Source organism: Myxococcus sp. CA056 (assembly GCF_013336715.1).
Classification (GTDB): domain Bacteria; phylum Myxococcota; class Myxococcia; order Myxococcales; family Myxococcaceae; genus Myxococcus; species Myxococcus llanfairpwllgwyngyllgogerychwyrndrobwllllantysiliogogogochensis.
This window is the reverse complement of sequence record NZ_JABUMT010000002.1, coordinates 1503235-1527765: the sequence shown is the minus strand read 5'-3', so window position 1 is coordinate 1527765 and position 24531 is coordinate 1503235. Positions and strand designations below refer to the sequence as shown.

The following is a 24531-nucleotide window of genomic DNA, read 5'->3' as shown; positions in this document are numbered from 1 at the left end:
CGGCGCTACCGGATGATGCCCTCTTCCCGCCGACGCATCTCCAGTTGCAGACGCTGCTGCTCCTGCATCTGCTCCATGATTTCCGACTTGCGAGGGGAGACCTGGAGCATCTCCTGGTTGAGCACCGTCGCCCGGACGTTGACGCACTGGCCATTGCTGCAGACAGTGAAGTCCGGGCACGGGCCCGGGCATTGGAAGCCCAGCGGGGCGACCTGACACGTCCCCGCGCAGAAGCCGGAGAGGCAGACCTCGTTGGACCGGCAGGGCTGTCCATCCGCGAGCTGGCAGAGCTTCGTGGGGCCACACTGCGCCGGCTGGCGACAGTCGGCGTTGCTTTCGCAGCGCCCGTCGTCCCGGCTGCATTTCCCGTCGGCGCGGCAGTAGAAGCTGGAGCAGTCACTGTCGCGCTCGCAGTCCTGCAGGGACTCCAGCAGGCACAGCCGCGAGCCGGGCACCTCCGTGCACTTCAGCGGCCCCGGGCAGTCGCGCTGGCTCGCGCACGTCTGCCCCAGTGCCAGCTGGCACTCACCCCTCCTGTTGCAGAAGCCGGTGGAGCACATCGCGCCGCCGTCACACGCCTCGCCCGCGGACACCAGGCACGAGCCGCCATCCGGGTCCGTACACGTGAGCCCCTTGTCACAGTCCCCCCCCGGGCAGGGCTGGCCCAGTTCGGCGCCCCCACTCGACGAGATGATGCCAATCACCGTCCCGATGATGAGGATGACGCCCGCCGCCAGCGCGACCCACATCCAGGGGAAGGGCTTCTTGGGCGGCGGCGCGGCCACGACTTCAAAGGCCGTGGCGGGCCCTTCCGCGTAGCGCTCGTCCGGGTTCGTCACGTCCACCACGAGCAGGTGGAAGGTGAAGCGTCCCGGCGGTGTGCCCGGTGGGACGCGAAGCTGCACGCTGAGCTGCTGCGTGCCGTCCGGCGCGAAGTCCCGCTCGTCGCCTCCGGAGATGGTGGCCCACTCCGCCTTCGCGCCGGGGCCCGGGACGATGGAGGCCCGGGCTCGGACGGGGGCACGCAGCGCGTTGGACACCGTGTAGGCCACCTCCCCTTGTCCCGTCGCATTCAGACGGACGGTGTCCGTCACGGCGGTGATGTCAAAGGCGCGGGGCATCAACTGGCTCCTTGAGGCGGCTGCGCGAAACGCAGCTCATAGGTGACGTATGCGGGCTTCTCCCGCTCGATGATTCGCTCCAGCAGCAGCCGGTGGGCGGACACCGCCGAGGGCGCGAGCACCAGGACGTGAAAGGGCCGCGGCCTGCCGTCCTCGCCGGGCACCGCGTCGTCCACCTGGAAGTCGGTGCGGCCGGTGGCCGTGGTGAGGAACAACCGCAGGCCGCGCGCGGTGCCGCGCCAGCGCGATATCTCCACCGCCTGCGCCACCAGCTCTCGCAGCCGTCCCAGGCCCGTGGACACGGGCAGGTCCATGCCCACCCAACGCGCCAGGAAGGGCACGAAGCGGTCCGGCGCCCGGCGCGGGTCGAAGTGGGACTCCAGCCCGGCGAGCACGTCCTCGCTGGGCGCGTGCAGCGCGTCCATCACCGCCAGCAGCGCGGTGAGCGGAGAGCCCGGCATCACGGTGCGCTGGAAGACGCCCGGCAACAGCCGCTGGATGTCAGGGCTCCGCATCGTCCGTCACCACTTCCAGCGTGTGCGCGCCGGAGCTGAGGAGCCACGTGGGCGGCAGCGTCACCTTCTCGGTGAACTCGCGCGTGGAGACGGGCTCATAGCGCTCGCTGCCTCGGGGGCGACGGAAGACGCCGTCCGGTCCTCCCGCGAGCACCGGGGCGCCCGTGGGCGAGGACGCCAACGCGGACACGGGCTGGAACAGGCGCTCCGCCTCGCGCAGCGGCAGGCCACAGCCCACGTCGGGACGCCGCCAGGAGGCACCGGGGCGACTCGAGTCCACCCACAGCACACCCACGCGGTGGCTGCCCGCGTACACGGTGGAGCCGCTGAACGCGAGCGCCAGACAACTGCCGCCATCCCAGTTCCTGTCGAACGGACGCCAGCCATCCGGCGGGTCCGCGCTGCCCATCAACTCCCAGCACAGCGCGCCCCTGCCCGGGTCCGCGCCACTGGCCGCGGCGAGGCCCGCCCAGAGGAAGGAGCGAGGCCCGTCCTTCTGGACCTCCAGCACGCGCACGTCCTGGCCCTTGGGGCCGATGGGACGGAAGGTGCCTCCGCGTCCACCGCCGCTCGACAGGAAGACGCCCCGCGTGCCCATGGCCGCCACCGCGACATTCACCGCGCCGCGCACGTCCGTCGTCGCGGCCACCGCGTAGAAGCCCAGGTCCTGATTGGCGGGGTCCACGAGCACCTGGATGGGCGTGGCGCCCGGACGCGACACCAGCTCGAACAGGCCCACGCGCGTGGCCAGGAGCAGCACCGGCACGCCGTCGCGCTCCGCCCACGTCAGGTCCTCCACCGCGTCCAGCGTGTGCGTGGTGTCGTCCCACGTCTCGCCGCAGTCGTAGGACAGGTGGATGCGGGAGCGCTTCGAGTCCGCGGCCAGCCGCGCGCACACGGCGACGAGGCCCGCGCGCTGGGGATGCGCCTCCACCGCGTCCACGTCCTCGCCGGGGAACAGGCCCGCCCGCTCCCAGCCGTCCGCGTCGTTCACCGTGCGGAACAGCGTCTCGCCGCCGCCCGCGTAGAAGGTGCCCGGCTGGAAGCTGTCGGCGGCCAGGGTGCGCACCTCGCGGGGCACCTCGTCCACCAGCAGCCGCACCTTGTCGAGGTAGCTGACGCCTGGCTCCGCCAGGAGCGCGTCGTAGACATGCGAGGCGCGCAGCGCCTGGCCGAAGCGCCACCCTTCCGGCTGGAGTCCCGAGGGCAGCGGCGTGAGCACCTGGTGGAGCCGCTCGGTGAGCCGCGCGCGCAGCGCCGCCGTGTCCTCCTCGCGGTGTGCCACCACGCGCGCCTGCACCCGCACCGTCTTGTAGCGCGCCCACTCCACATGGCAGGTGGTGCCCAGCGGACGGCGCAGGTCCAGCTCCGCGTGGATGCGCGCGCGGGCCTCCTCCGTCTCGTGCTCGCGCAGCGCCGCCTCCGTGATTCCCTCCCCCGACGCGCCTCGCACCTCCGGCGGCAGGTGCGGCACCAGCAACACCTCCACCGTGCCCGCGGGGGCGTGGGACCACAGCTGCGCCAGGGTGACGGCCTTGGCGCGCGCCACCGCGCCGGAGCTGCGCAGCGCCAAGAGTTCGAAGTCTCCGGCGGTGACGGCGCGCCGCAGCGAGTGCAGCTCCTGGGGCCCGCGCAGGAGCGCGTTCTCCAGCGTCTCCGCCACGCGGCCTCCCGTCGCGGGCCGGGGGTTGGTGACCTTCAAGCCTGGGATGGGCGCCTTGAGCACCTCCAGCGTCCCCGCCGCCACGTTGCCCGCGGCGCCTCCACCGCGCCGGTACCAGAGGCGAATCTCCCGCCCCACCCCCGGCACCGCCGCCAGCGTGCGCGGCTCGTCCAGCGCCCCCGTCTCGTTCGCCAGGCGCACCGAGGACGCGAAGGTGATGGTGCCCGTCATCCGGTCCGCCACGTACGCGGGCTCGTTCGAGTCCAGCGCCGCGAAGTTCTCCACCTCGCGCCAGATGCGGTAGGTGCGGCCGTCATGGCGGCGGGCCGGCGCGCGCGCATCCAGCTCCCCGGGCCCCGCCTCCACTCCCACGACGAGGTCCAGCGAGTCCCCGGTGGGCGCGACGATGGGGGGACGCTTCGCCTGCACGGTGAGGCCCGGCAGGCCCGTGCCCACGCCCACCAGCTCCCCGTCCACCGGGTCGCAGTGATACGCGAGCACCTCCACCTGCGTGTCCCCTGGCGCGATCGTCACCGCGTCCGCCGTGTGGAACACGACGGGCTCCACGCCCGCTCCGGCGCGCGACAGGGTGACGGGCGTGTTGCGAGGAATCTCCGTCGGTCGCTCGGAGGCGCGGGCCAGCGAGAAGCGCAGGCGCACCGACGCGGCGGCGGGCGGCTGGAGGCGCACGCCGAGCAGCCGGAGGAACTCCACGTAGGCCTTCTCCGGCAGCCGGTTGAGCCGGTACAGCATCGTCTCGGTGAGGTGGGAGAACACCTCCACCAGCACCATGCCCGGGTCGTGCGGCGTGAGGTCCGTCCACTCGGGACACAGGGCGAGGATGCGTGAGCGCGCCTGCTCCACGAGCTGGGAGAAGCTCCGGTCGTCGAGCCGGGGTGTCGGCAGCGACGTCATGTCGGGCCTCCCGCGAGCGAGTAGGGATAGGCCAGCCGCTCGGTGCGGCCGGTGGAGCGCACGCGGTACTCGACGGACACGTCCAGTCGGAAGCCGTCCTCCGCGCTCCGGGTGGCGTCCAGGTGAAGCACCTGGATGCGCGGCTCCCAGCGGTCCAGGGCGCGGCGCACGTAGTGGATGGCGAGCCCCGCGGTGGTGTCGTCGTTGTTGGCGAAGAGCAGCTTGTGCAATTCACAGCCGTAGTCCGGGCGCATGACGCGCTCGCCGGGCACCGTGGTGAGCAGGAGCAGCACGGCCTGACGGATGGCGGCGTGCTCCTCCACCATCTCCACGCGGCCTGTCGGCGCCACGCGCAGGCCGGACTTCTCCGCCATCTCGAAGTCCGGGTGCGCGAAGCGCCAGGTGCGGAAGCGGGGCGCGCTCATCGCTCCTCCGTCACCAGCATCTGGCCGGGCGCGTTGACCTTGTACTTCACGATGCCGGGCGGCGTGCCGTCCGTCAGCCCCGTCAGCGTGTCCAGGCACACGGGCTTGCCGTCGATGGTGACCAGCGTGGAGTACCCCTGCTGCACCTTCAACGTGGTGGTGCAGGGCTTGATGGTGGGGCCGATGTTGGGACACCCGCCGATGGGACGCCCCTCCGGGTCCGCGCGCACGAGCAGCGGCCGGCGCTCCACCGTCACCCAGGGCTGCGAGTTCACGAGCCCCACCCGCCCCAGCTCATGGGCACACACCACCAGCGCGTCCACGGTCAGCAGCCGCATTCAGCCTCTCCGGAAGTCAATGGACCGTCCACGGATGACCACGTCCTGGCCCGGCGCCTCGAGCTCCATCGCCACCTTCGAGTGCAACCGCACCCCCTTCGGTGACAGCTCCAGGTAGCTGCCGGTGCCATCCTCCAGGCGCAGCGTGCGGCTCTCGTCGTCCAGCTTCAGCCGGTGCCCACCCGTGGTCAGCAGCGTGTAGCGCCGCACCGAGCCACCCTCGACGCCCGCGTCCGGAGGCCCCCCGCCGCCATACAACCCTCCCACCACCACGCCCCGCGCCGGGTCCTCTCCGCCCAGCGCGAGCAGCACCGTGTCCCCCACGTCCGGCAGCAGCATCAGCCCCTTGCCGGAGCCGCCGCCCGCCGCCAGCACCTGCATCCAGTCCGTCTCCACGCCCCCATACGAAGGCAGCGTCGCCCGCACGCGGCCCCGCCCATCCGGGTCATCCACCCGGCTCACCATGCCCAGCGTCACCGCGGACGCCCGCGCCCGGGGCCTTCGCGCGGGAGGCTCGGAGGACAGCTCCGAGACGAAGCCCTGCCTGGCGTCGATGCGGTGCGTGACGCTGGTGAGCACGTAGCGCCCCGCCACCAGCGAGGCCACGCCCGCCACGTCCACGCGCGCGCCGGGCCGCAGCCTCGCGTCGCCCTCGGCAAGGCCGGTGAGCACCACCTCGCGCGCGCCCCGGTGGTCCAGTTCCGCCTGCGCCGCCGACTCGACGTGGGGGATGCCCTCCGCCGCCTCATCCACCAACGAGCGACGCGACTCGCCACCCACGCGCTCCGGCGAGACTCCCGCCTCCACGTCCCGTCCCACCCGGGGCACGTCCGCGCGACCCGCGTGGGCCTCCGCGCGCAGCACGTCCCAGCCCTCGGCGGACACCTCGCGACAGGCCGCGTCGCCATTGACCTCGATGGACGCCTCCAGCAGCGACTCGCCCAGCCGCAGCGACACGGGCGTTCCCTCGCCCTCCAGCGTCACCAGTCGCAGCGTGTCGCCGTGGAGGATGGGGAACAGCCCGCAGCGGTCCGCGTACTCCACCAGCAGCTCCAAGTCGGACTGGCCATGCTGGATGAGGTAGCGCCACAGCGGCCCGGAGGACGCGGCCTTCACGGAGAGCCCCAGCCCGGAGACGAGCTCTTTCGCCAGGTCCTCCAGCGTCACCTGGACGTGCGCGCGCACCGGCTGCCGTTTGCGCAGGCGGTGCAGGACGTCATAGCCGCGCACCCGCACCTCGCGCGCGCCGCCTCGCGCGTGCGAGAACTCAACGGCCGTCACCTCCCCCAGGAAGAGGTCCTCCAGCGACGACGAGGCCGCGACGCGCAGCGAGGTCCCCGGAGGAAGACCGGAGGTCGCCAGGACGCCGCGAGGGTCGGTGAAGGTCAGCTCGCACTGCGTGGGCAGCGCCAGTCGCTGCGACACCTGGATGGACGCGAGCGAGCGCAAATCCCCCGTCGGCAGCGGCGCGCCGTCCACCTCGATGCGCAGCTCGGGCAGCCCTCGCAGCTGGCTCACATCACCCTCCGGAGCGCTTCGGGTGTGGGCAGGCGCAGCACCTGTCCGGCGGGAATGCGCGAGGGGTCGGAGATGCCGTTGAGCGCGGCGATGAGGCGCCACATCGACGGGTCGCCGTAGCGCTGGTGCGCGATTTCATCCAGGCGCTGCCCGGAGGCCGGCGTGCCGTCGTCCCCCTCTTCGGCCCCGAGCACCGTGTGGGCCTCGTAGTCCTCAGGCGTCAGGGCGGCTTCCACGGCGTCCGCGTCTGGCGGCTCGCCGCGCTCCACCGGCTCCCTTGGGCCCGTCTCGTCCTCCACGCGCACCAGGCGCAGGCGCAGCCACGAGCGACGCGGCGCCCCCGTCGCCGTGAAGTGCTCCAGCCGCTCCGCGACGGCGGCCACCACGCCCAGGAAGTTGAGCCGCTTGCCCCACACCATGCGCGCCAGCGAGGGACGCATGCCGCCGTCTTCTCGCAGGCCGTTCTCCGCCAGGCGCCACAAAGGCTCGGTGAGCTCCCGCACGTCCTCCGTCTCCAGGGTGGAGCCGGAGAGCGAGACATCGAAGAGCAGGTCCAACGTCATCTCGGTGGTGCCGCCACCGGTGAAGAGCAGCGGGTCGTCTCCGGGCCCACCCCACGGCAGCGAGCCTCCCAGCGCGCGCCTCGGGCGCAGCCCCGCCTCTCGACGCACGACGAGCGTCTCCGGGTTGAGCAGACACCCGATGCGCTCACCGCCGGGCTCGATGAGGAAGGCCACGCGCTCCATCACTCACCCCGCTGCTCGCGCTCGAGCCGGCGCAGCCGCGTCCAGAGCCGGAGCTCCTGGGCGACGTCCGGAGACTCCGGGGCCAGGGCGGACGGAAGCTCCGGCCAGGAAGCCGCGTCGGCCGTGGCCGATTCCTCGGGCGCACCCGGTGGCTCCTCCCTCACGGGGGTGGCGAAGCGCGCCGTCGAAGCCTCCTCCTGCTCCCGTGCGCTCGCGCCGCGCCTCCCGTCCTCCTCTGCCTCCGTCCAGGTGCAGGGAGCGAACGGGGGTGTGCGCTCCAGCGACACGTCCCGCTGCACCGCCGGGCGCGCCTCCTCCTGGAGTTCGGCCTGACGTCGACGTGGCCCCCACGGCTCGCCGGTGAACCGGGGCGTTGCGCGCCGAGGCGCCGGGGGCGCCGCCTTCACGGGGACGCCTTGCAGCCCCAGCGCCTGGGACGCGGAGATGCCTTGGGGATATCCCGAAGCGCACAGGTTCCGCTCGCGGTCCTCTTCCCGCAGGGGCGGCACGCACACCTCCGAAGGCGACGCGGGAGTGGAGGCCACCATCACCGGGTTGGCGAAGGCCGGTCCTCCATGCATCAACGACGGGGTGGGGGTGATGGCCACCTCGGCCAGGAGCCGCCCCGCGTCCATGGGAACGGGCGTCGGAGGCGATGTCGCAGCGAAGGGATTCGGCATCGACAGGGGCGACACCTTCGAGGCGTGTCGAGGCGCCTCGCGAGGAACACCCACGGGCCCCTGCCGCCCGGGCGTCTCGGAGCCCCCTTCACCGCGCGCCGACGCGAAGGGCCCCCGCTCCGAGGGCGCTTGCGCGGCGGGACGGTGCGCGACCCGCTCGGGGCCGGCTGACGGACGCGCGGCGTCGCGTCTGGGCGGAGGAGCCGATGACGGAGCATTCGTTGAGGCAGGCGCGGCGCTCGACGATGCCGAGAGCAACATCCGCGCGCGGAACGAGAGGTGGGCGTCACTCACCGGCAGCGGTGCCTCCGCTTCCGGAAGCCCCTCGACGAGATGGGGCGCGACCTTCCGCACCCGGGCCACCCAGTCGGCGGGAGGCCCCCCGGTGCGCCGCGCCTGGATATCGCGGAGCCAGTGCTCCGGAGCCCCCAGCCCCACCGCGGGCGCCGTCACGGTGACGGGCGCGGCGGGGACACGGGCAACCTCGGCGCCGTCCGGGCTCGCGTCGGCACGTGGGGCGTCCAGCGACACGCGCGCCTGGGCGAGCGCCGCGGCGAAGTCGCTCTCCTCCTCGGAGAGCACGGACTCCGCCCACGCCTTCATCTTCCGAGCGACGGCGCGCAGCCACGCGCCGGGCACGGGTCTGCGCGTGGGTTCAGCCACGGGTGATGGACTCGAAGACGAGGGTGAGTGAGTCGATGGCGATCTGCTGGCCGAGCGCATCCAGCGGCGCCGCCCGCCACTTCTTCGGCCACGCCTCATTGAGGTTCCAGCGCAGCTTCTCCGTCACCCCATCCATGTCCAGGAGCAGGACCGACACGTTCTTGCGCTGGGGCACGCCGTTCATCGACGCGAGGAACCAGTTCCACAGCTCGGGTGACACGGTGACGCCGTAGCGCAGCGTCATGTCTCCGTGCGTGACGGGCCCCGCCAGCCTGCGCGTCACCGGGCCCGCTCCGCCCTCGCGGTAGTGCAGCGCGGTGACTTCGACCTCCAGCCCGGTGCACTGGGTGAAGTGTCCTTCGTTCACTCCGTCGATGAGCAGCTTGAAGTTGTACGCACGGAACGGGTCCGCGAGCGCGCCGGGCTGGGCGCCCGCTTCCTGCTCCGGGGGGGCCGCCTCGGGAGCCTTGGCCTCAGCCATTCGACACCTCCTCCACTTCCGCCCCGCCCGCGTGCTGGCCGATGCGGAAGATGATGAACTCCGCCGGCTTCACGGGCGCCAGACCGATGACAGCGATGACCTGGCCGGCGTCGATGGTCTCCTGCGTGTTCGTCTGTTCGTCGCACTGCACGAAGAACGCCTCTTCCTTGGTGCGTCCCATCAGCGCGCCGTCGCGCCACAGGCGCAGCAGGAAGGCGCTCACGTCGCGGTGGATGGACTTCCACAGCGTGGGGTCATTCGGCTCGAACACCGTCCAGTTGGTGCCCAGCGCGATGGACTCCTCCACGAAGTTGAAGAGCCGGCGCACGTTGACGTAGCGCCACTCGCTGGCGGCGTCCGCCACCGTGCGCGCGCCCCACACGCGGATGCCGCCGCGCGGGAAGTAGCGGATGCAGTTGACGCCCACCTGGTTGAGCTCGCCCTGCTCCTCGGGCGTCACGTCGCGCACCAGCCGCATGGCGCCGCGCACCACCTCATTGGCGGGGGCCTTGTGCACGCCTCGCGTGACGTCCGTGCGCGCGTAGATGCCAGCGATGTGCCCGGAGGGCGGCACGTTGACCATGGCCTTGCCGTCGCCGAGCGGGTCCGGCGTGGAGAACCACGGGTAGTAGAAGGCGCCGTAGCCCTGGTCGGAGAAGCGGCAGCGCAGGCCGGGGCCTTCCGCGCCGGTGGAGACCTTGGTGAGCCGCTCCACCTCCTCCACGTCCTCGGGCGCGTCCAGGATGGCGATGCGGTCCCGCATCTTCTCGCAGTGGGACAAGAGCGCGTCCCAGGCCGCCGCGTCCGTGAAGCCGGGCGCGGCCACCATGGCCACCTCGCTGACCTCTTCGAGCACCGCCACGCCCTGACGCTTGCGCGCGTCGCCGATGACGCTCTCGCTGTCGCCGATGTTGACGATGAAGCAGCGCCGGCCGCCGTTCTCGAAGAAGCCGTACACGGCGCGGGCCAGGGAGGTGCCCGGAGAGCCGGGGGGCGCGAACTCCTTCACGAACTGCGCCCAGCCATTGACGGGCACCGCCTCATGGAGCCGAGCATCCCTGGCGGGCGCCCGGCCAACGAAGGCCGCGGTGGTGGTGCCCACGCCCTGGATGGAGCGTGTCCCACTGGGAACCTCCTCCACATAGACGCCGGGCGTCAGGTAGTTCGGCACGTCAGTCCTCCTTCAGCGGCAAGCGGATGAGCAGCGGTTGGGGCTCGGAGGCGAGCGCCTCCGGACCCAGCGCGAGCAACTCCCCCTTCGCTCGCACCTCCAGCCGCCCCAGCGTGGCCACTGGCGGCACGCGGGGAAAACGAAAGCAGCCCTTGTCGTCCGTGCGCGTGGCCAGGCTCAGCCCGGGCAATTCCACCAGCGCACCCGGAATGGGCACGTCACCGGGACCGACGACACAGCCCAGCAGCGCCTCGGCGGGCACCGCCTGGGTGACGATGGGGAAGCGCACCCGGTGGACCACGGGTTGCGGACGCTCGCGTCGCACGGGCAGGCGCAGCCGGAAGCCGGGACGCGGGGGGATGCGCAGCCCCGCCCAGACACTGGCGGGCACGGGGGTGAGGTCCACCTCGAACTCGGCTTCCTCCATGGCCGCGAAGACCAGCTCCCCGAGCAGCCGGTGGGCGAGTTCAGGCGACTCGGCGCCCACGGTGACGAGGTAGCAGACGGAAATCTGGAGCGGCACGCGGCGTCCGCCTCTCGCGGGAGGCGCGGGCCCCAGCTCCAAGAGGTACAGGCACACGCCGCGCTCGACGGCGTCGCGGTCCGGCACGCCCAGGTACACGGGTGCGTCGCCGGAGATGCGGCCTGCCCACGACTTCAATCGCAGATCGACTTCGTCGATCATCCGGTCCCCCCCGAAGGCCCTGGGCCGGCGCTCAGCTTCCTGCATCGCCAGTGACGTCCGGGCTCGCAAGGTCGCATCGGCTGCGGGGAACGGTAACTGGTCCGAAGGATGGAGCCGCCGTCGCGGTCCCAACACGCCCTCGCCCATGGCACGCGCTTCGTCGGACGGAACACACAGCCAACGCGAACTCGTGAACCGAACGGGTGGGCTCCCCGCACACCTCCACCGTGAGAGGCCCCGGTGGACGCTCATGTCCGTGAAGAAATCCACGCATGCGGGGCCACCAGGAGGCGGGGCGGGAGCGTTATCTTCACGACCCTTCGCCGAGCCTCCATGCCCCGACTGTTCTGTCTTCCCCTCCTCCTCCTCGTCACCGTCGCCCAGGCCCAGCCTCGCGACTTCGCCGCTCCCACCTCCGCGGCCCCCGACGTCCTGGCCCAGGCCATGCCCGCCCTCGCGAGGCAGGTGCTGGCGCAGTACCCGGAGCAGGACGCCGACACGCGCCTGGGACACGTGTTCCGACTCCAGCTCGTAGCGGGAGACTTCGCGGGCGCGCTCGAGTCCATTCGAGCCCTGCGGCCCTTGCGCGAGATGAAGTCGCCCGTGAAGGGCATCACCTTCCTTCAATACGAGGCCCACTCGCGGGCGAAGCTCGAACAGGCGACCCACGGGACGCCGTATGCACAGGCGCTGAGCACGGCCTTCCAACAGACATTCGGCGCCTTGGATGACCGGGCGGCCTTCCAGGCCACGGGCATGTTCCGGTTCGACCTGGAGCGCGCGCGGAGAGAGCTGGAGGCCGGGGTCGAGGACGCGCGGAAGTCAGGCCGCGTCTCGCTGGCCCAGGCCCTGGAGCTGGTGCGGCTGTACCAGGTGCACCAGTCCTTCCAGGAGCTGCTCCCCCAGGCCGACGCCCTGTGGGCCGAGGACGACGCGCGTCGCTACGTCATCGAGCGCGACCTCCTGGTGCGCACGCCGGATGGCGCCTCGGTGTCCGTCATCGTGGCGCGGCCCCGGAAGGCGTCAGGACCGTTGCCCACGGCGATGTCCTTCACCATCTACGCCCAGGACGACAACGTTCGCGAGGCCGTGCGCTCGGCGGCGAATGGCTTCGCGGGCGTGACGGCGAACACGCGCGGCAAGCGAGGCAGTCCCCAGGCCCCCGTACCCTTCGAGCACGACGGCGCCGACGCCACCGCCGTCATCGACTGGGTGAGCCGTCAGCCGTGGAGCGATGGTCAGGTCGGCATGTTCGGCGGCAGTTATGAAGGCTTCACCCAGTGGGCGGCGGCGAAGCACGGGCACCCGGCGCTGAAGACCATCATGCCGTCGGTCCCGGTCGCGCCGGGCATCGATGTGCCGATGCAGGGCAACGTCTTCCAGAGCTTCTTCTACAAGTGGCCGCGCTACGTCACGCTCGACAAGGGGCTGGCGGACGCGGACTACTTCGATGGCGCGCGGTGGGATGCGCTCGACGAGCGCTGGTTCGCGAGCGGCGAGCCCTACCGCGCGCTGGAGCGGCTGGATGGCCGTCCCAATCCCTTCTACCAGCGCTGGCTGAAGCACCCGGGCTACGACGGCTACTGGCGGAAGATGATTCCGTATCGCGAGGAGTTCGCGCGCATCCGCATCCCTGTCCTCACCACCACGGGCTACTACGACGGCTGCTCGCTGAGCGCGATGTATTACCTCACCGAGCACCTCAAGTACGCGAAGGACGCGAACCACACGTTCGTCATCGGGCCGTATGACCATGTCGGCGCGCAGCGCGTCTCCAGCGATGAGCTGATGGGCTACCGCATCGACCCCGTCGCCCGGCTCGACGTGATGGAGCTGCGCTACCAGTGGTTGAACCACGTGCTGCGCAAGGGGCCCCGGCCCGAGCTGCTCAAGGACCGCATCAACCACCAGGTGATGGGCACGAACACGTGGAAGCACGCGCCGGGTCTCCAGGCCTTGAGCAATGCCTCGCTGGAGCTGTACCTGGACCCCGCGCCCTCGGGTGACGCGCACCGGCTGGCCCTCAAGCCGCCCGCGCCGGGAACGGTGCTCCGTCAGCGTGTGGACCTGAAGGACCGCTCGGAGGGAAGACACTCCGAGCCCGCGCGCATCGTCGACACCACCGTGGACGCGCGCAACGGTTTCACCTTCGTCAGCGAGCCGCTCGATGCGCCCGTGGAGGTCAGCGGCCTGTTCTCAGGGCAGCTCGACTTCATCACCAACAAGAAGGACTTCGACTTCAACGTGGTGCTCTTCGAGCGCACCAAGGGGGGTGAGTACTTCTACCTGTCGTACGTGCTGGCGCGTGCCAGCTACGTCGCGGACCGCGCCCAGCGACGACTGCTCACGCCGGGCAAGCCCCAGCGCCTGACGTTCCAGAGCGGCAGGATGACCAGCCGCAAGCTCGAAGCGGGGAGCCAGGTCGTCATCGTGCTCGCCATCAACAAGCAGGCGCAGTCACAGGTCAACTACGGCACCGGCAAGGACGTCAGCAGCGAGTCCATCGCCGACGCGAAGGTTCCGCTCGACGTCACCTGGCTCGGTGGAAGCCGCATCACCCTGCCCCTATGGCGGGAGCCTCCGGCCCCCTGAGCCGACTTCTGCCTCCCGACACAGGCGGACGGCGTCAGAGCGCGTGACAGACCTTGGGCTGGAGCGGCGTGGTCAGGAGCACGCCTTCCGGCAAGGCCGTCGCGGCCTTCCACGTCGTCACATTCGCGGGCACCAGCCGCGCCTCCTTGTCGACCTGGATGATGAGGCCACCATCCGGCAGCGACATCAGCGAGGCGCCGCCCGACCCTTCGTGGATGCGCACGCGCTTGTTGTCGCGAGCGACGCGTTCCACGACATGGCGCAGGATGCTCGTCGGCTCCGGCGTCGAGGCATCGCACCAGGACTCCACGGACGACACCCAGACCGCATCACCCACCGTCACCGCCTGGAGGAAGGGGTGCTTCGCGGGCACGGTGTCGTGCGGGATGCTCCGCTGCGTCGACTGCTCGACGAGTTTCCCCCCGTCCCTCATCCAGCCGTCGGGGAACCCGATGAGCACCGAGCCCTCGGAGACCAGTTCACCCTGGGCCGACACGGAACGATTGCGATGACCGCTCTCAGTGGCCACGTCACGCCACCCACTGAACTGGGGTTGTGTGGGATTGGTCTGGTCACCGTTCTGGACGCGGAAGGCCCACTTGCCTCGGACTTCGCTCCACTGGAGCGCCTGGGGGCCGCGATAGTCCGGAGTGGGGCTCCGCACGGGAGTCATCGGGCTCCCTGTGACGGCGTCACGGACGCTCACCTCCAGGTCCGTGAGCATCGACGTCAGGCCCAACCCCAGCGCCCCTCGGACCAGCAGCACACTCGCGCGGTCGGTCGACAGGCGCGCGGTGATGGCGCCGGGCTCCAGCGGTCCCGCCGGCACGAAGCGGCCCTGCTTGGGCAGATAGACGCCCGCGCGGAGCAACGCGGGAGGCGGCGTCGTGAACGCCCCCGAGTCATCGCCCTCCTCGCTCCGTGGCGCCGCGGGCTTCCACCACACCACGGGAAGGCCCTGTGTCAGCGCGGTCCGCCAGGAAGCCTCGAGCCGAGGCAGCCGCGCGGCCAACGCCCGTCCCGGCTCGCTGTCACGCAGCGGCGCGAGCCCCGGGTCCGTCGCCCAGAGGGAGACAAAGCGCGGCAGGTCCGCTTGGAGGAGCGCTTCGATGTCCCGTGCCGCCGCAATGAAGTCCTTGCGTCCGACAGCCGCGCGCACGGGCTGCAGCGCCGACTCCGTGTCCTGGGGGGCCTGCGCGGGGTTCACACCGAGCAGCGCCGGGCCCGCTGGGGATGGAGAGGACGGGGCGGAGGATGAGGTCCCCCCGGTTTGTGAAGGCACCGCACCCGTGGTCGCGCCGGCAAGCGACGTCCCCACGGTTCGCGGCTGAACCACTGGCGCCGACGTGGACGGCGCGGTGCCAGGCGTCGCCACCGAGGTCCGCTGCTGAAGCCCTGGCGTCGTCGAGGACGATTCCGCGGCGACCGCCTGCCGACAGGCACCGGTCAGCAGCGGCAACACCGCCACCATCCACCCCAGCGCCAGACGCAACGCCATGCCCGCCCACAGACGACCCGCCCCTCGCGAAACCACACTCACCCGACGCCCCATGGACGACCTCCCTCGACTCCAGAGCGACTCGGGATTGCGCCGGGCCGCCGGCACGGAACCACCCGCCGTGACGGCCCCCACTCGGGGCGTTGTCGTTCCTGGCTCGCGCTCATGGGGACCATCTTGTCACCGACCTCAAGGCGCGTGCAGGTGGAGCCGCATCTGCCCCAGCTCCGCCTGGAGCGTCGCGAACTCGGGCGCGACGGCCGTCAACTGCGCATCCGTGGCGGCCGTCGCCGCGAGCAGCCGCGTCAGCCATTCCAGGCTGTTGGCCGTCGCATCCACCTGGGGTCGGGTCGCACCGTCGGCGTCCTGCAACATCTCCATCTCCACCGAGCCCACGCCCTCGCGGTTGTTCAGATACGTCACCACGCGCCGCACCGTCTGGATGAACTCGTACCAGGCCGCCACCGTGGTGCCGTTACCAGGGCGGACATCCACCGCGTTCCCCGCGAGGTGCCGGCCCGCCCGAGCGCTCAGCGCGTTGACCTCCACCGCCACATGGCTCAGCAGCACCGTGACGCCGTGCTGGCGGTCGTTGATCATCTCCAGGGCATCCAGCAGGCGCATCCGGAAGCGCGTCGTCTGCTGCGGCGCCGCGGCCAGCGCCGTCAAATCACAGAGCCGGTCCACCGTGACTTCGTAGAGGTTGTCGTTCCACCGGACCTCCGCGTACCCCTGGGGCGGCGCCACGGAGGGGACGGGGTTCACGAAGCGCACCACGTACCCGTTCTCCACGGCGATGGTGCTCGTCACCTGTCCACGCGTCTTGTCCTGGGAGCGGAGAATCTGCTCGTGCCGCGCGACACGCTCGTTCATCCACTGCATGAACACGAGCGGGTGCAGGTGCCAGACATGCGAGTCGCCCAGGAAGGGCCCGATGACAGCCTCGGTGGCGACGCCCTGCATGTCCGTGTGGAAGCACAGGGGCCGGATGTTCGCCTCCCACTGCTCGTTGGTGAGCGCCTGCGTCAGCGCCACCTCGACGGCCGGCTGCCCCACGACGATGGTCTGCGTGAGCTGCTCACGCGTCTGCAGGCTCCACTCGCTGCGGAAGCGCACGGCCACCTGGCGCAAGTCGCTCACCGCCGTGCGGACATCGACCTGGGTGATGGGCGGATAACCCCGTCCCTGGAGCCAGTCATCCAGCGCGGGCAAGTCACAGACCAGGTCCTCCGTGGTGTCCTCCATCCGGTTGGCCGCATCCACCCACGGGCTGTCGGCGAACCGGGACACGTCCGCGGTGGTGAAGACCTCCACATGCACCGTGGGCCCATACACGGGCCCGGTGGCATCCATCCCGGTGATGTACGTGCCCGAGTGGCCTACCAGGTCACTGAGCAGCACGGTCTGGTCGGGATAGAAGATGTCGCCGTTGTCGGGCGCCTGGTCCGTCGGATGGTCGATGAAGTAGTGATTGAGCCAGTCCGGATGCGCCGCGTAGTCGACCACCGCGGCCCCCGCGTCGCTGCGCGCAATCACCTGCGGTCGCAGGTGCATGTAGAGGGAGTAGACGGTCTCCGTGGAGTCCGCCCCGTAGTCGATTTCCCCCTCGCGGTTCGCGTCCTCGCGCACGTGTACTTCATGACGCACGAGCACGAAGCAGCGGCTGTAGCGAGGCTCGACTCCCTGCACCAGCCCGTTGACGACCCGCGCGGCGACGATGCGGCCGTTGGCCATGGCATAGACGGGCCGCGCGTTCTCCCCCGAGGGGAGGTGGATGCCGCCGTGCCACAAGCGATTGAGGCCCACCGGGAAGTAGCCGCCGCCCGTGCCCTCGCATTCGGTGAAGTAATCCACGCGACGGCTTGCGACGTTGTACGCCGTCATCGCGATGTAGTCGGCGGAGCGCGCCGTCTCGAGGTAGTTCAGCGCCCGCGTCGTGTCGTCCAGGTTGACGGGGTACCACCACTCGTCGCTGACGCCGCGCTTGAGCCGGTAGAAGTCCATGGACGCGCCCGGGTCCGAGCGGTCCGCCTGGATGTTGTTGTGCCCGATGATTCCCTGGAAGGAGCGCACCCGCTCCTTGTTCTGGAGCACCGCGGGCGTGTTGAGCTCGATGAGGTCCTGAACGTCAATCCAGGGTTGCTCGACGCCGGTGGCCGGATGCAGCAGGAAGGCCTTGGGAATGCGATTCATCTCGCACATGCACTTCGCCCACTTCACCAGCGTCTGGTACTGCTCCTCGGTGAAGAGCACGTCCAGCGGGTACGTGGCGCGGTTGTCATTGCGCTCGTCGTCGAACGTCGCGACCTTGATGTAGTAGTAGGAGCGGCTGGCGCTGGTGCTCTGGAGCACCGTCCCGCCATTGATTTTGCCCAGCTTGTACCGGCGCGTGCCGCCCGTCTTCGAGCCCGGATGGGTGCTGTAATTACACTCGTCCGGGAAGGTCGTCACGGTCTGGAAGTCGATGCCGGGATAGCCATTGACGCTGTAGAGCGCGGGGCCCTGCTGAATCTTGCCGAAGCGCGCCAGCTCCACGCCGATGGACGTGAGGTTGACGAAGCTGTACTGCCCGGAGAAGTCGGGCGCACCGCCCACGTGGTTGGTGCGGACAATCATCTCCTCGCACTGGAACAGCGTCCCATCCAGGTCGATGTTGAAGGTGGCGCCGTACCAGTCCGTGGCGGGCGCCTGCCAGTTCCCCGCCACCCAGCCGTGGGTGTAGTGCAGGGTGATGGTCCGCGTGACGTTCCGGTGGCGCGTCGCCGCGTTCCAGGCCGGAGTGCTGGTGGGCGGCTGCTGGTCTCCCACCGCGGTCAACACATCGGTACGTCCGTAGAGTCTCAGGACTTCCGGAACGGGCATGATGGCTCCACGCGAGCTGAAGGCAGGACGGCCGCCTCAGACAGAGAAGAAGAAGGTGTGGCGCGGGGTGATGGGCAGATAGCTGCGCTGGTAGCCGCCCTGGGCCCCGTAGAGTTGCGCGCCCGGAGGACTCTGGCGCGAGAAGTCCGGCGGCGGCTCCTCGAAGAAGACCAGCTCCACGCGTCGGTTGACCTGGGAGCGAAGGTTGTCCTGGCCCTGGCCTTCGATGGGCCAGTCCTCGCCGCACCCGAGCACCGCGGGCGTGGCGAAGCTCAGCGCACCCCGCGCGGCTTTCAGGTCCACGCGGCCCGCGACATACGTCTCATAGAGTTGGAAGACGGCCTTCCAATCCTCCACGCCCGGCGCGCGGGAGTCCGGCGGCTTCGAGCCGTGCGCGGCCTCCACGGCCTTGCGGAACGCCTCGAGCGCCGCCGTGGTGCGCTTGCCGTGCTGGCCATCGATGCCACCCGGGTCGCAGTTCCAGCCGTACTCGTCCGCCACCCAGGTGAGGACCGTCTGGTAGTCCTGCACCGTGTGCTCGGCGCACGAGGAGGCCCAGCCCGCCTTGTCGCCCGTCAGGAAGTCATGGACGTTCTGCGCGCGGGCCTTCGACAAGGCGCGGTTGGAGCCATCCCCTCCGACGCTGTCGGTGTGCCCGGCGACGAGCAGGGTCTGCTTCTTCTCCAGCGCATACTCGAGCGCGCGGATGACACACGTCAGTCCGCCCGTGTGGCCCTGGCGCCAGTTCTCGCGCGCATGAGGCGCGGGCAGCAGCACGGCGCTTCCGGAGTGGAAGTTGAGGTCGTCCAGCTCCACCACGACGGCCGCGCGACGCTTGAGGACCAGGGTGTGGGCTTCGCCCGTGGGCAATCCGAGGCCCGCTGTGAGCTTCCGCGCGGTGACCTTGCTGTGAGACATCCTCGCCCCCCGGACCGCTGTTGTTGGAAGTTGAACTCTAGTCGTTCCTTCACCGCGCGTGCGAGTCCCTCCAGCAAGAAGTCGACGCGCGTGGGTGACTCGCGCCTGCCTGCCCCGCATGACGCGGCAGCGCTCCGCTCCACCGAGAATCCTCGCGCCAGGAACCCAGGGCTTTCCGCGCCTCGGCCGTGAGGGCTCATCATTTTCATCCCCGCGACTTCCGTTTCCGCGCTCGCCGCCGAATGATGCTCGCCGGGCCGGACATCCTTCGTGGAACAGCACATGACGATGGCAACACCTTCGACGAGACGACGTGCGGCATCCCTCCGACGACATGGCACGGCCCTGGCCTGCCTCGTGGCGGTGGCCACCGGGGCCGCCGCCCACGCGCAGGAGACGGCGGGCGCGGAGCCCTACCGACTGGGACTGCTGGTGGATGCGGGCGCGCCCCACGGCATCGGCGTGTCCGCGGTCTTCAAGCCCCTGCCCTGGCTGCGGCTGCAAGCAGGTCCCACCACCAACACGTTGAGCCTGGGGTTTCGGGGCGGCCTCAGCCTCCTTCCGATGCAGACGTTCATCTCCCCCTCCATCAACGTGGAGGGCGGGCACTACTTCGGCTCCGACTACAACGACGTGGTGGACTGGCTGGGCGCCACGCCGACATCGGCGACGTCCGCCATCCGCGACATCAGCTACGACTACGTCGCCGGCAGCGTGGGGCTCGAAATCGGCGCCGCCAACCGGTTCAACTTCTTCCTGCACCTGGGCCTGAGCTACGTGCGCATGGGCGTGGACGACGCGAGCGCGCTCATCGAAGACGCCACGGACGAGTCGGACATCACCGCGCGAAACCTCACCGTGCGCGCCACCATCCCCTCCGTGAAGGTGGGCTTCCTCTTCTATTTCTTCTGAGTCTGGAGACACACCATGCGAACGAATTCCTTCCGCGCCCTGGTGCTCTCCACCTGTGCGCTCGTCGCCACCGGCTGCGACTCGCTCTTCTTCATCGAGGCGGAGGCCGAGGAGATCTGCAAGGCCGAGCCCGACGTCGACTTCCCCGCGGCCTTCCCCGGCACTCTCAGCATCGAGTACTCGATGGAGTTCCCGCTGGGTGACTTCGACGAAGTGCTCCCCCAGGACACCGACGTGGAGACGGAGCTGCGGCTCAAGGGCTTCGAGGTGACGTCCAGCACGGACCTGAGTGGCATCGAGCGCGCCAGCGTCTCCGTGGTCCGCCCGGGCACCAGCGAGAGCATCCTCATTGGCGAGTACCGCCGCACCAACACGTCGCCCACGCAGTCCATCCGGCTCACCGGCAGCGGCGCGGTGAACCTGCTGGACATGGCCCGCGAGGACGCGCTCGAGCTGACCTTCGAGGCGCGGGGCTCGCTGCCCACGCGCGACTGGAACGCGAGAATCGAGGCGTGCGCGGGCGTGCGTGCCAAGGCGAACTACTTCGACCTCGTCTTCTAACCCCGCGTCACGGGTGCGCGGGGGACGCGGACGTCAGGCGCTCCCCCGTGCCCATGGGCACCGGCGCCGTGGAGGCCGAGGGCTGCACGCCCAGGTACTCGCGCCGCGTGCCCAGCAGGTTGTCGAAGAACGGGTGCGTCACGCACCAGTTCGCGTTCTGGTCCGAGCCCAGGTGGTGGTCGTAGTGCCAGGGCAGGTGCTCCCGGGCCCACTGGGGGTCCAGGTGCGCGCGGCGGTGGACGCGGTAGTAGTTCACCGCGCACGCCCACACGGTGCCCACGAAGAAGGGGGCCACCGGGAACAGCGGCGCGTGCGCCAGGGCGACGGCGGCCAGCCCCAGGAGCTCCTTCGTCTGCGCGGACCAGGTCCACAGCGAGCGCAGGTACTGGTCATCCAGCATGTCGTGCTTGCGGGACGCCTGGTGGTGCTCGTGCCAGTGGAAGCCCCAGAAGCTTCCCCGGTGTCGACCCAGGCCATGCAGCACGTACTTGTGCAGCGCCCATTCGCCAAAATTGGAGTACGCCCAGCCCAGAGGGATGCCGATCATCGTCGCTCTCCAGCGGGGCGCCCGGCCGACTCCCCGCCCTCAATATCATGACTATTTGGTCACTCTTTTTCTATCACGCAATGAGTCGGAGCGCACGATGGTGAGCCGCGACGGCACGAAGGCCAGGGGCGTGGAGGCGGACAAGCGACCGGGGCGGCCGGGTGGCCCGAGGGAGACGGCGCGGCGGGAGAGGAGGAAGGAGCTGGAGGACGCGGCGTTGCGGCTCTTCGTGGAGCGGGGGCTGGACGCGGTGACCATCGACGACATCACCCAGGCGGCGGGGGTGGCCAAGGGGACGTTCTACCGGTACTTCGTCGACAAGGCGGCGCTCGTGGAGGCGCTCTTGGAGCCGGTGCGGGGCGAGCTGCTCTCGGGGTTGGAGGCGTGCGGCCAGGCGCTCGGGAAGGCGCGGGGCGTGGAGGCGATGTTCGAGGCGTACCGCGCCATGGCTGCCGTCATCGCGAGCGCGCTGTTGCAGTACCCCGGCGTGGTGCGGCTGTACCTCCAGGAGAGTCGGGGGCCAGCGGTGGGTGCGCGGCGGAAGGTGGCGCAGCTGGCGCGGGAGGTGTCGCGGCATGCGGTGGATATCACCCAGAAGGCGCACACGCATGGGCTGTTGCGGCCGATACGGCCAGCGGTGAGCGGGCTCGCGGTGGTGGGGGCGGTGGAGCGGCTGCTGCTGGCGGTGTTGAGTGAAGAGGACATCGGCAATCCGCTGGAGTTGCCGGACGCGCTCACGACGCTGGTGCTGGACGGACTGCGAGTGCCGCCTGGGACACGGGAGGGGCGCCGGAAGTTGGACGGGGGAGCCAAGCGCACTTAAGGGTGGAGTGTGGCGCGCAAGCGGGCCCTGGGTGGCTTCAGCATTCCGTGGTGGGCGTGGGTGGGGCTGGCGGCTGTCACGCCGGTGGTCCTCATCAACACGGCCATTGCGTGGCTGGGTGACACGCACGTGTCGCCGCTGTCGCTGTCGTTCCTGGAGATGAAGGTGAACGCGCTGCGCACGTATGTGGCGCACCGGCCGTCGTGCGTGCTGGATGGGCACGAGCCGCTGGAGCCGCTCATCGCGCGGGCGGAGCGGCGGCACGGGCTGCCCGCGGGATTGTTGCAGGCGCTGGTGCTGGTGGAGTCGGAGGGGCGGGTGCATCGCATCTCTCCGGCGGGCGCGATGGGGCCTGGGCAGTTGATGCCCACCACGGCGGTGATGCTGGGGGTGGAGGACCCGTTCGACCCGGCGCCCGCGTTGGATGGGAGCGCGCGATATCTGGCCGAGCAGCTCCGGCGGTTCCGGGACGTGAGGCTCGCGGTGGCCGCGTACAACGCGGGGCCTGGCGCGGTGGATGGGCGCGTGCCGAGGAATGGGGAGACGGAGTACTACGTGCCCAAGGTGCTCACGGCCTGGGTGCGGACACGGCCGCCGGAGCCGCCGCCTCGTCCAGTTCCCGTGGTGGCGGCGCGTGCTCGGCCCGTGGTGGCTGTGGTGGCGAAGCCCGTGGCGCCTGTGCGTCCCGCTGTGGCGCCGGTGAGCAAGAAGGCGGGGCCCAAGGTGGCGGCGAAGCCGGTGGCCCCCGTGCGCCCCAAGGTCGTCGCCAAGGTGTCAGCAGCGCCGGCGCGCAGCGCGGTCGTCGCCAAACCGGTGGCACCCAAGGCGAAGCCAAAGAGCGCGGCTGGTCCCGCGAAAGCGCCGACGCGCGCGACGCAGGCGAAGCCCGCTGTCACGGTGAACACTCGCCCGGGCTGAAGGGCAGCCCTGCTCCCGAACAGGCGATTGGGTGGAATGGTCTCTGGGGTGCTGACGCGGCGTTTGCATCGCCCTCGTTGAGCCCGCTCAGTTGGGTGGGCGAAGAATCCAACGATGCGACCACCGAAGCCGTACCTCGTCGGATTTCTGGTTGAGTTGCCACGAAGGTCTGCGCTGGGCGCGGATGACCAGAAGCCAGCCGCAGAGTTCCCCATCGTCCAACCCCTTGCGCGTCAATGGATTCATCGCTGCGAATTGGATGAGGACGAAGGCCAGCACAGCCTGATGACTGACGAAAGGCAGAGATTAGCCCGACCGCAATCAGGCAGACCTCTCAATCACCCATCGCGCCGCGCATGCGCCGGAAATTTCAAGCACGACAGTGTCTGTAATTTTACAGAGCACATCAACAATCCTTGACGCTTGAGCTTTGGAGGGAAATTCGACATATGTCATTCCTGGCACGGCGGCCGACCCAGAACAAACCGGGAGCATCGGCGACGTCCGCACACCCAAGGAAAGTCAATGACGAGACATGCCAGTCTGTCGATGCATGCAAGCGTGGCCGCTGCATGGCTGACGCTCTCTGCCTGTAGCCCTGTCGATGAGAATCCAGGTCCCGAGTCAGTTTCCGCGTCCAACTCCGCGGAGGGATGCAACACGTCGAAGGAGAAGATTCTCAGCCGCGCGCGATGTGGCACGCCTGAGCCGACGGCCGCACAAACGGAAGCAATGCGGGTAACCACGGAAGAAGATCCGTCGACACTGCGCGCCACAAGTCTCGTGGGGCTCACGACGATTGACGTCTGGTTTCACGTCATCCAAAGCGGCCCTGCCCTGTCACAGGGGAATGTGCCCGAAGCCTGGCTGGATGCACAGATCCGCGAACTGAACGATGCTTACGGCGATGCCACGGCTTTGGCTTCGAGTCGCTTCAACTTCGTGAAGCGAGGAGTGACGCGCACCACGAATGGCACGTGGTTCAACCTCACTCCTGCCACTCCCGCGTCCGCAAACGAACTGGCGATGAAGCAGGCGCTCCACCAGGGCGGCGCAACGACACTCAACATCTACACCATGGCGCCTGGGGCCGGGGTGCTGGGATGGGCAACGAATCCCGCCCAGCTCTCTGGCACCAACGGTGCCGTACTGGATGGGGTGGTCGTTCATTACAACTCGTTTCCGGGTGGAACGGAACTCTACTACGACCAAGGGATGACTGCAGTCCACGAGGCCGGGCACTGGCTGGGATTGTATCACCCCTGGCGCAATGGCTGTTCTTCCGTCGGGGATGAGGTCAGCGACACGCCTGCGATGGACGATGCCTGGTTGGGGTGCCCCGCTCAGACAGTGGACAGCTGCCCGTCGATGCCTGGAACGGATCCGGTCCGCAACTACATGGGGTACACCGACGACATCTGCATGTGGGAGTTCACGAGTGGGCAGGTCGCCCGCATGGCTAATCTCTATTCAAGTCTACGCGGAACCCTGGGCACCGTGAACGGCTATACATACGAAGGGCTGTGGCAGCACACCATTACGTCCACCATTTATGGCGGGGCGTACGACTCCGACACCCCTAGCTCGGCAATTCAAGTGCGAGCCTACTGGGACGGAGCCGCTGGCAGTGGCGCTTCATATACACAGGTCACCGCGAACGAGGCGAACGGCTATATCAACGAGATTTACGGCGTGGCTGGAAACCACGGCTTCACCATCACCGTGCCGACGGCGCTCCGAGATGGGCAGCCGCACAAGGTCTACATCTACGGTGTCGACTCGGGCTCCGGCCCCATGTCTCATCTCATGTACGGGGCGCTGAGCTTCACCATCAACCCCTGAGCTGGCCGTGGCGAGAGGCGACTTTCGGGAAGCGCCCCTCTCCCTGACGAGGGACATACCCCGTCGAACTCCCTGAGATAGGAGCCCCGCGTGCGCTGACCACGGGGCTCCCGCGTTCGGGCAGGTCGCATCGGTCG

The 24531-nt window shown here is 69.8% G+C and carries 21 protein-coding genes; 6 read left to right on the top strand and 15 right to left on the bottom strand.

Translation table 11 applies throughout. The features are described from left to right. Nucleotides 1-5 precede the first annotated feature (5 nt). The 11 genes from HUA76_RS13655 to HUA76_RS13605 are packed head-to-tail and all read right to left on the bottom strand — an operon-like array spanning nucleotide 6 to nucleotide 10921. Nucleotides 6-1121, bottom strand: coding sequence for a hypothetical protein (locus HUA76_RS13655; RefSeq protein WP_141647005.1), 1116 nt, complete (start codon nucleotides 1119-1121; stop codon nucleotides 6-8). Further along, complete coding sequence (locus tag HUA76_RS13650) at nucleotides 1121-1636, bottom strand: phage tail protein (RefSeq protein WP_174461078.1); 516 nt, start codon at nucleotides 1634-1636, stop codon at nucleotides 1121-1123. Before HUA76_RS13650 ends, HUA76_RS13655 begins: the two co-directional genes overlap by 1 nt. Beyond that, nucleotides 1623-4214, bottom strand: coding sequence for a putative baseplate assembly protein (locus tag HUA76_RS13645; RefSeq protein ID WP_174457927.1), 2592 nt, complete (start codon nucleotides 4212-4214; stop codon nucleotides 1623-1625). The genes HUA76_RS13650 and HUA76_RS13645 overlap by 14 nt, the downstream gene beginning before the upstream one ends. After that, entirely contained in the window at nucleotides 4211-4639 is a 429-nt protein-coding gene (locus HUA76_RS13640; RefSeq protein ID WP_141649480.1) for a GPW/gp25 family protein, read from the bottom strand. The genes HUA76_RS13645 and HUA76_RS13640 overlap by 4 nt, the downstream gene beginning before the upstream one ends. After that, complete coding sequence (locus HUA76_RS13635) at nucleotides 4636-4977, bottom strand: hypothetical protein (protein WP_141649479.1); 342 nt, start codon at nucleotides 4975-4977, stop codon at nucleotides 4636-4638. The genes HUA76_RS13640 and HUA76_RS13635 overlap by 4 nt, the downstream gene beginning before the upstream one ends. Continuing rightward, nucleotides 4978-6495 carry a phage baseplate assembly protein V gene (locus HUA76_RS13630; protein WP_174461077.1) on the bottom strand — a complete coding sequence of 506 codons (1518 nt, stop codon included), beginning with the start codon at nucleotides 6493-6495 and terminating at the stop codon, nucleotides 4978-4980. It abuts the gene before it with no gap. Next, the gene (locus tag HUA76_RS13625; protein ID WP_174461076.1) at nucleotides 6492-7241 is read right to left on the bottom strand and encodes a LysM peptidoglycan-binding domain-containing protein; all 750 of its coding nucleotides are present in this window, start codon (nucleotides 7239-7241) and stop codon (nucleotides 6492-6494) included. The genes HUA76_RS13630 and HUA76_RS13625 overlap by 4 nt, the downstream gene beginning before the upstream one ends. Beyond that, nucleotides 7241-8584 carry a hypothetical protein gene (locus tag HUA76_RS13620; protein WP_174461075.1) on the bottom strand — a complete coding sequence of 448 codons (1344 nt, stop codon included), beginning with the start codon at nucleotides 8582-8584 and terminating at the stop codon, nucleotides 7241-7243. The genes HUA76_RS13625 and HUA76_RS13620 overlap by 1 nt, the downstream gene beginning before the upstream one ends. Beyond that, a complete protein-coding gene (locus HUA76_RS13615) occupies nucleotides 8577-9065 on the bottom strand; it encodes a phage tail protein (protein ID WP_141645052.1) in 489 nt (162 codons plus the stop codon). Before HUA76_RS13615 ends, HUA76_RS13620 begins: the two co-directional genes overlap by 8 nt. Then, nucleotides 9058-10236, bottom strand: a complete 1179-nt coding sequence (locus HUA76_RS13610; protein ID WP_141645051.1) for a phage tail sheath family protein — start codon at nucleotides 10234-10236, stop codon at nucleotides 9058-9060. Before HUA76_RS13610 ends, HUA76_RS13615 begins: the two co-directional genes overlap by 8 nt. A gap of 1 nt (nucleotide 10237) precedes the next feature. Then, on the bottom strand, nucleotides 10238-10921 hold the full coding sequence (locus tag HUA76_RS13605) for a carboxypeptidase-like regulatory domain-containing protein (RefSeq protein ID WP_141645050.1): 684 nt from the start codon (nucleotides 10919-10921) through the stop codon (nucleotides 10238-10240). Nucleotides 10922-11254: 333 nt separating this feature from the next. Between HUA76_RS13605 and HUA76_RS13600 the strand changes: the two genes are divergently transcribed. Then, entirely contained in the window at nucleotides 11255-13513 is a 2259-nt protein-coding gene (locus tag HUA76_RS13600) for a CocE/NonD family hydrolase (RefSeq protein WP_174461074.1), read from the top strand. A 34-nt stretch (nucleotides 13514-13547) separates the two neighbouring features. Here HUA76_RS13600 and HUA76_RS13595 read toward each other — a convergent pair whose 3' ends face one another. From HUA76_RS13595 to HUA76_RS13585, 3 genes are all read right to left on the bottom strand, one after another. Beyond that, nucleotides 13548-15011, bottom strand: a complete 1464-nt coding sequence (locus tag HUA76_RS13595) for a hypothetical protein (RefSeq protein ID WP_174461073.1) — start codon at nucleotides 15009-15011, stop codon at nucleotides 13548-13550. A gap of 189 nt (nucleotides 15012-15200) precedes the next feature. Beyond that, nucleotides 15201-17873 (bottom strand): N-acetylmuramoyl-L-alanine amidase, encoded by a 2673-nt coding sequence (locus HUA76_RS13590; RefSeq protein ID WP_174461072.1) that lies wholly within the window; start codon nucleotides 17871-17873, stop codon nucleotides 15201-15203. A 36-nt stretch (nucleotides 17874-17909) separates the two neighbouring features. After that, nucleotides 17910-18791, bottom strand: a complete 882-nt coding sequence (locus HUA76_RS13585) for an OmpA family protein (protein ID WP_174461071.1) — start codon at nucleotides 18789-18791, stop codon at nucleotides 17910-17912. A gap of 282 nt (nucleotides 18792-19073) precedes the next feature. Between HUA76_RS13585 and HUA76_RS13580 the strand changes: the two genes are divergently transcribed. Next, nucleotides 19074-19703: a hypothetical protein gene (locus HUA76_RS13580; protein WP_174461070.1), complete on the top strand. Its 630-nt coding sequence runs from the start codon at nucleotides 19074-19076 to the stop codon at nucleotides 19701-19703. A gap of 15 nt (nucleotides 19704-19718) precedes the next feature. Beyond that, complete coding sequence (locus HUA76_RS13575; protein WP_141645039.1) at nucleotides 19719-20264, top strand: hypothetical protein; 546 nt, start codon at nucleotides 19719-19721, stop codon at nucleotides 20262-20264. Nucleotides 20265-20271: 7 nt separating this feature from the next. Here HUA76_RS13575 and HUA76_RS13570 read toward each other — a convergent pair whose 3' ends face one another. Next, the gene (locus HUA76_RS13570; RefSeq protein WP_254614155.1) at nucleotides 20272-20811 is read right to left on the bottom strand and encodes a hypothetical protein; all 540 of its coding nucleotides are present in this window, start codon (nucleotides 20809-20811) and stop codon (nucleotides 20272-20274) included. A 97-nt stretch (nucleotides 20812-20908) separates the two neighbouring features. On the opposite strand from HUA76_RS13570, the gene HUA76_RS13565 reads away from it, so the two are divergent. From HUA76_RS13565 to HUA76_RS13555, 3 genes are all read left to right on the top strand, one after another. Continuing rightward, complete coding sequence (locus HUA76_RS13565; protein WP_174461069.1) at nucleotides 20909-21634, top strand: TetR/AcrR family transcriptional regulator; 726 nt, start codon at nucleotides 20909-20911, stop codon at nucleotides 21632-21634. Between the two features lie 9 nt (nucleotides 21635-21643). Beyond that, the gene (locus tag HUA76_RS13560; RefSeq protein ID WP_174461068.1) at nucleotides 21644-22552 is read left to right on the top strand and encodes a transglycosylase SLT domain-containing protein; all 909 of its coding nucleotides are present in this window, start codon (nucleotides 21644-21646) and stop codon (nucleotides 22550-22552) included. A gap of 525 nt (nucleotides 22553-23077) precedes the next feature. Then, nucleotides 23078-24394, top strand: a complete 1317-nt coding sequence (locus HUA76_RS13555; RefSeq protein ID WP_141645035.1) for a zinc metalloprotease — start codon at nucleotides 23078-23080, stop codon at nucleotides 24392-24394. The last annotated feature ends 137 nt before the right edge of the window (nucleotides 24395-24531 follow it).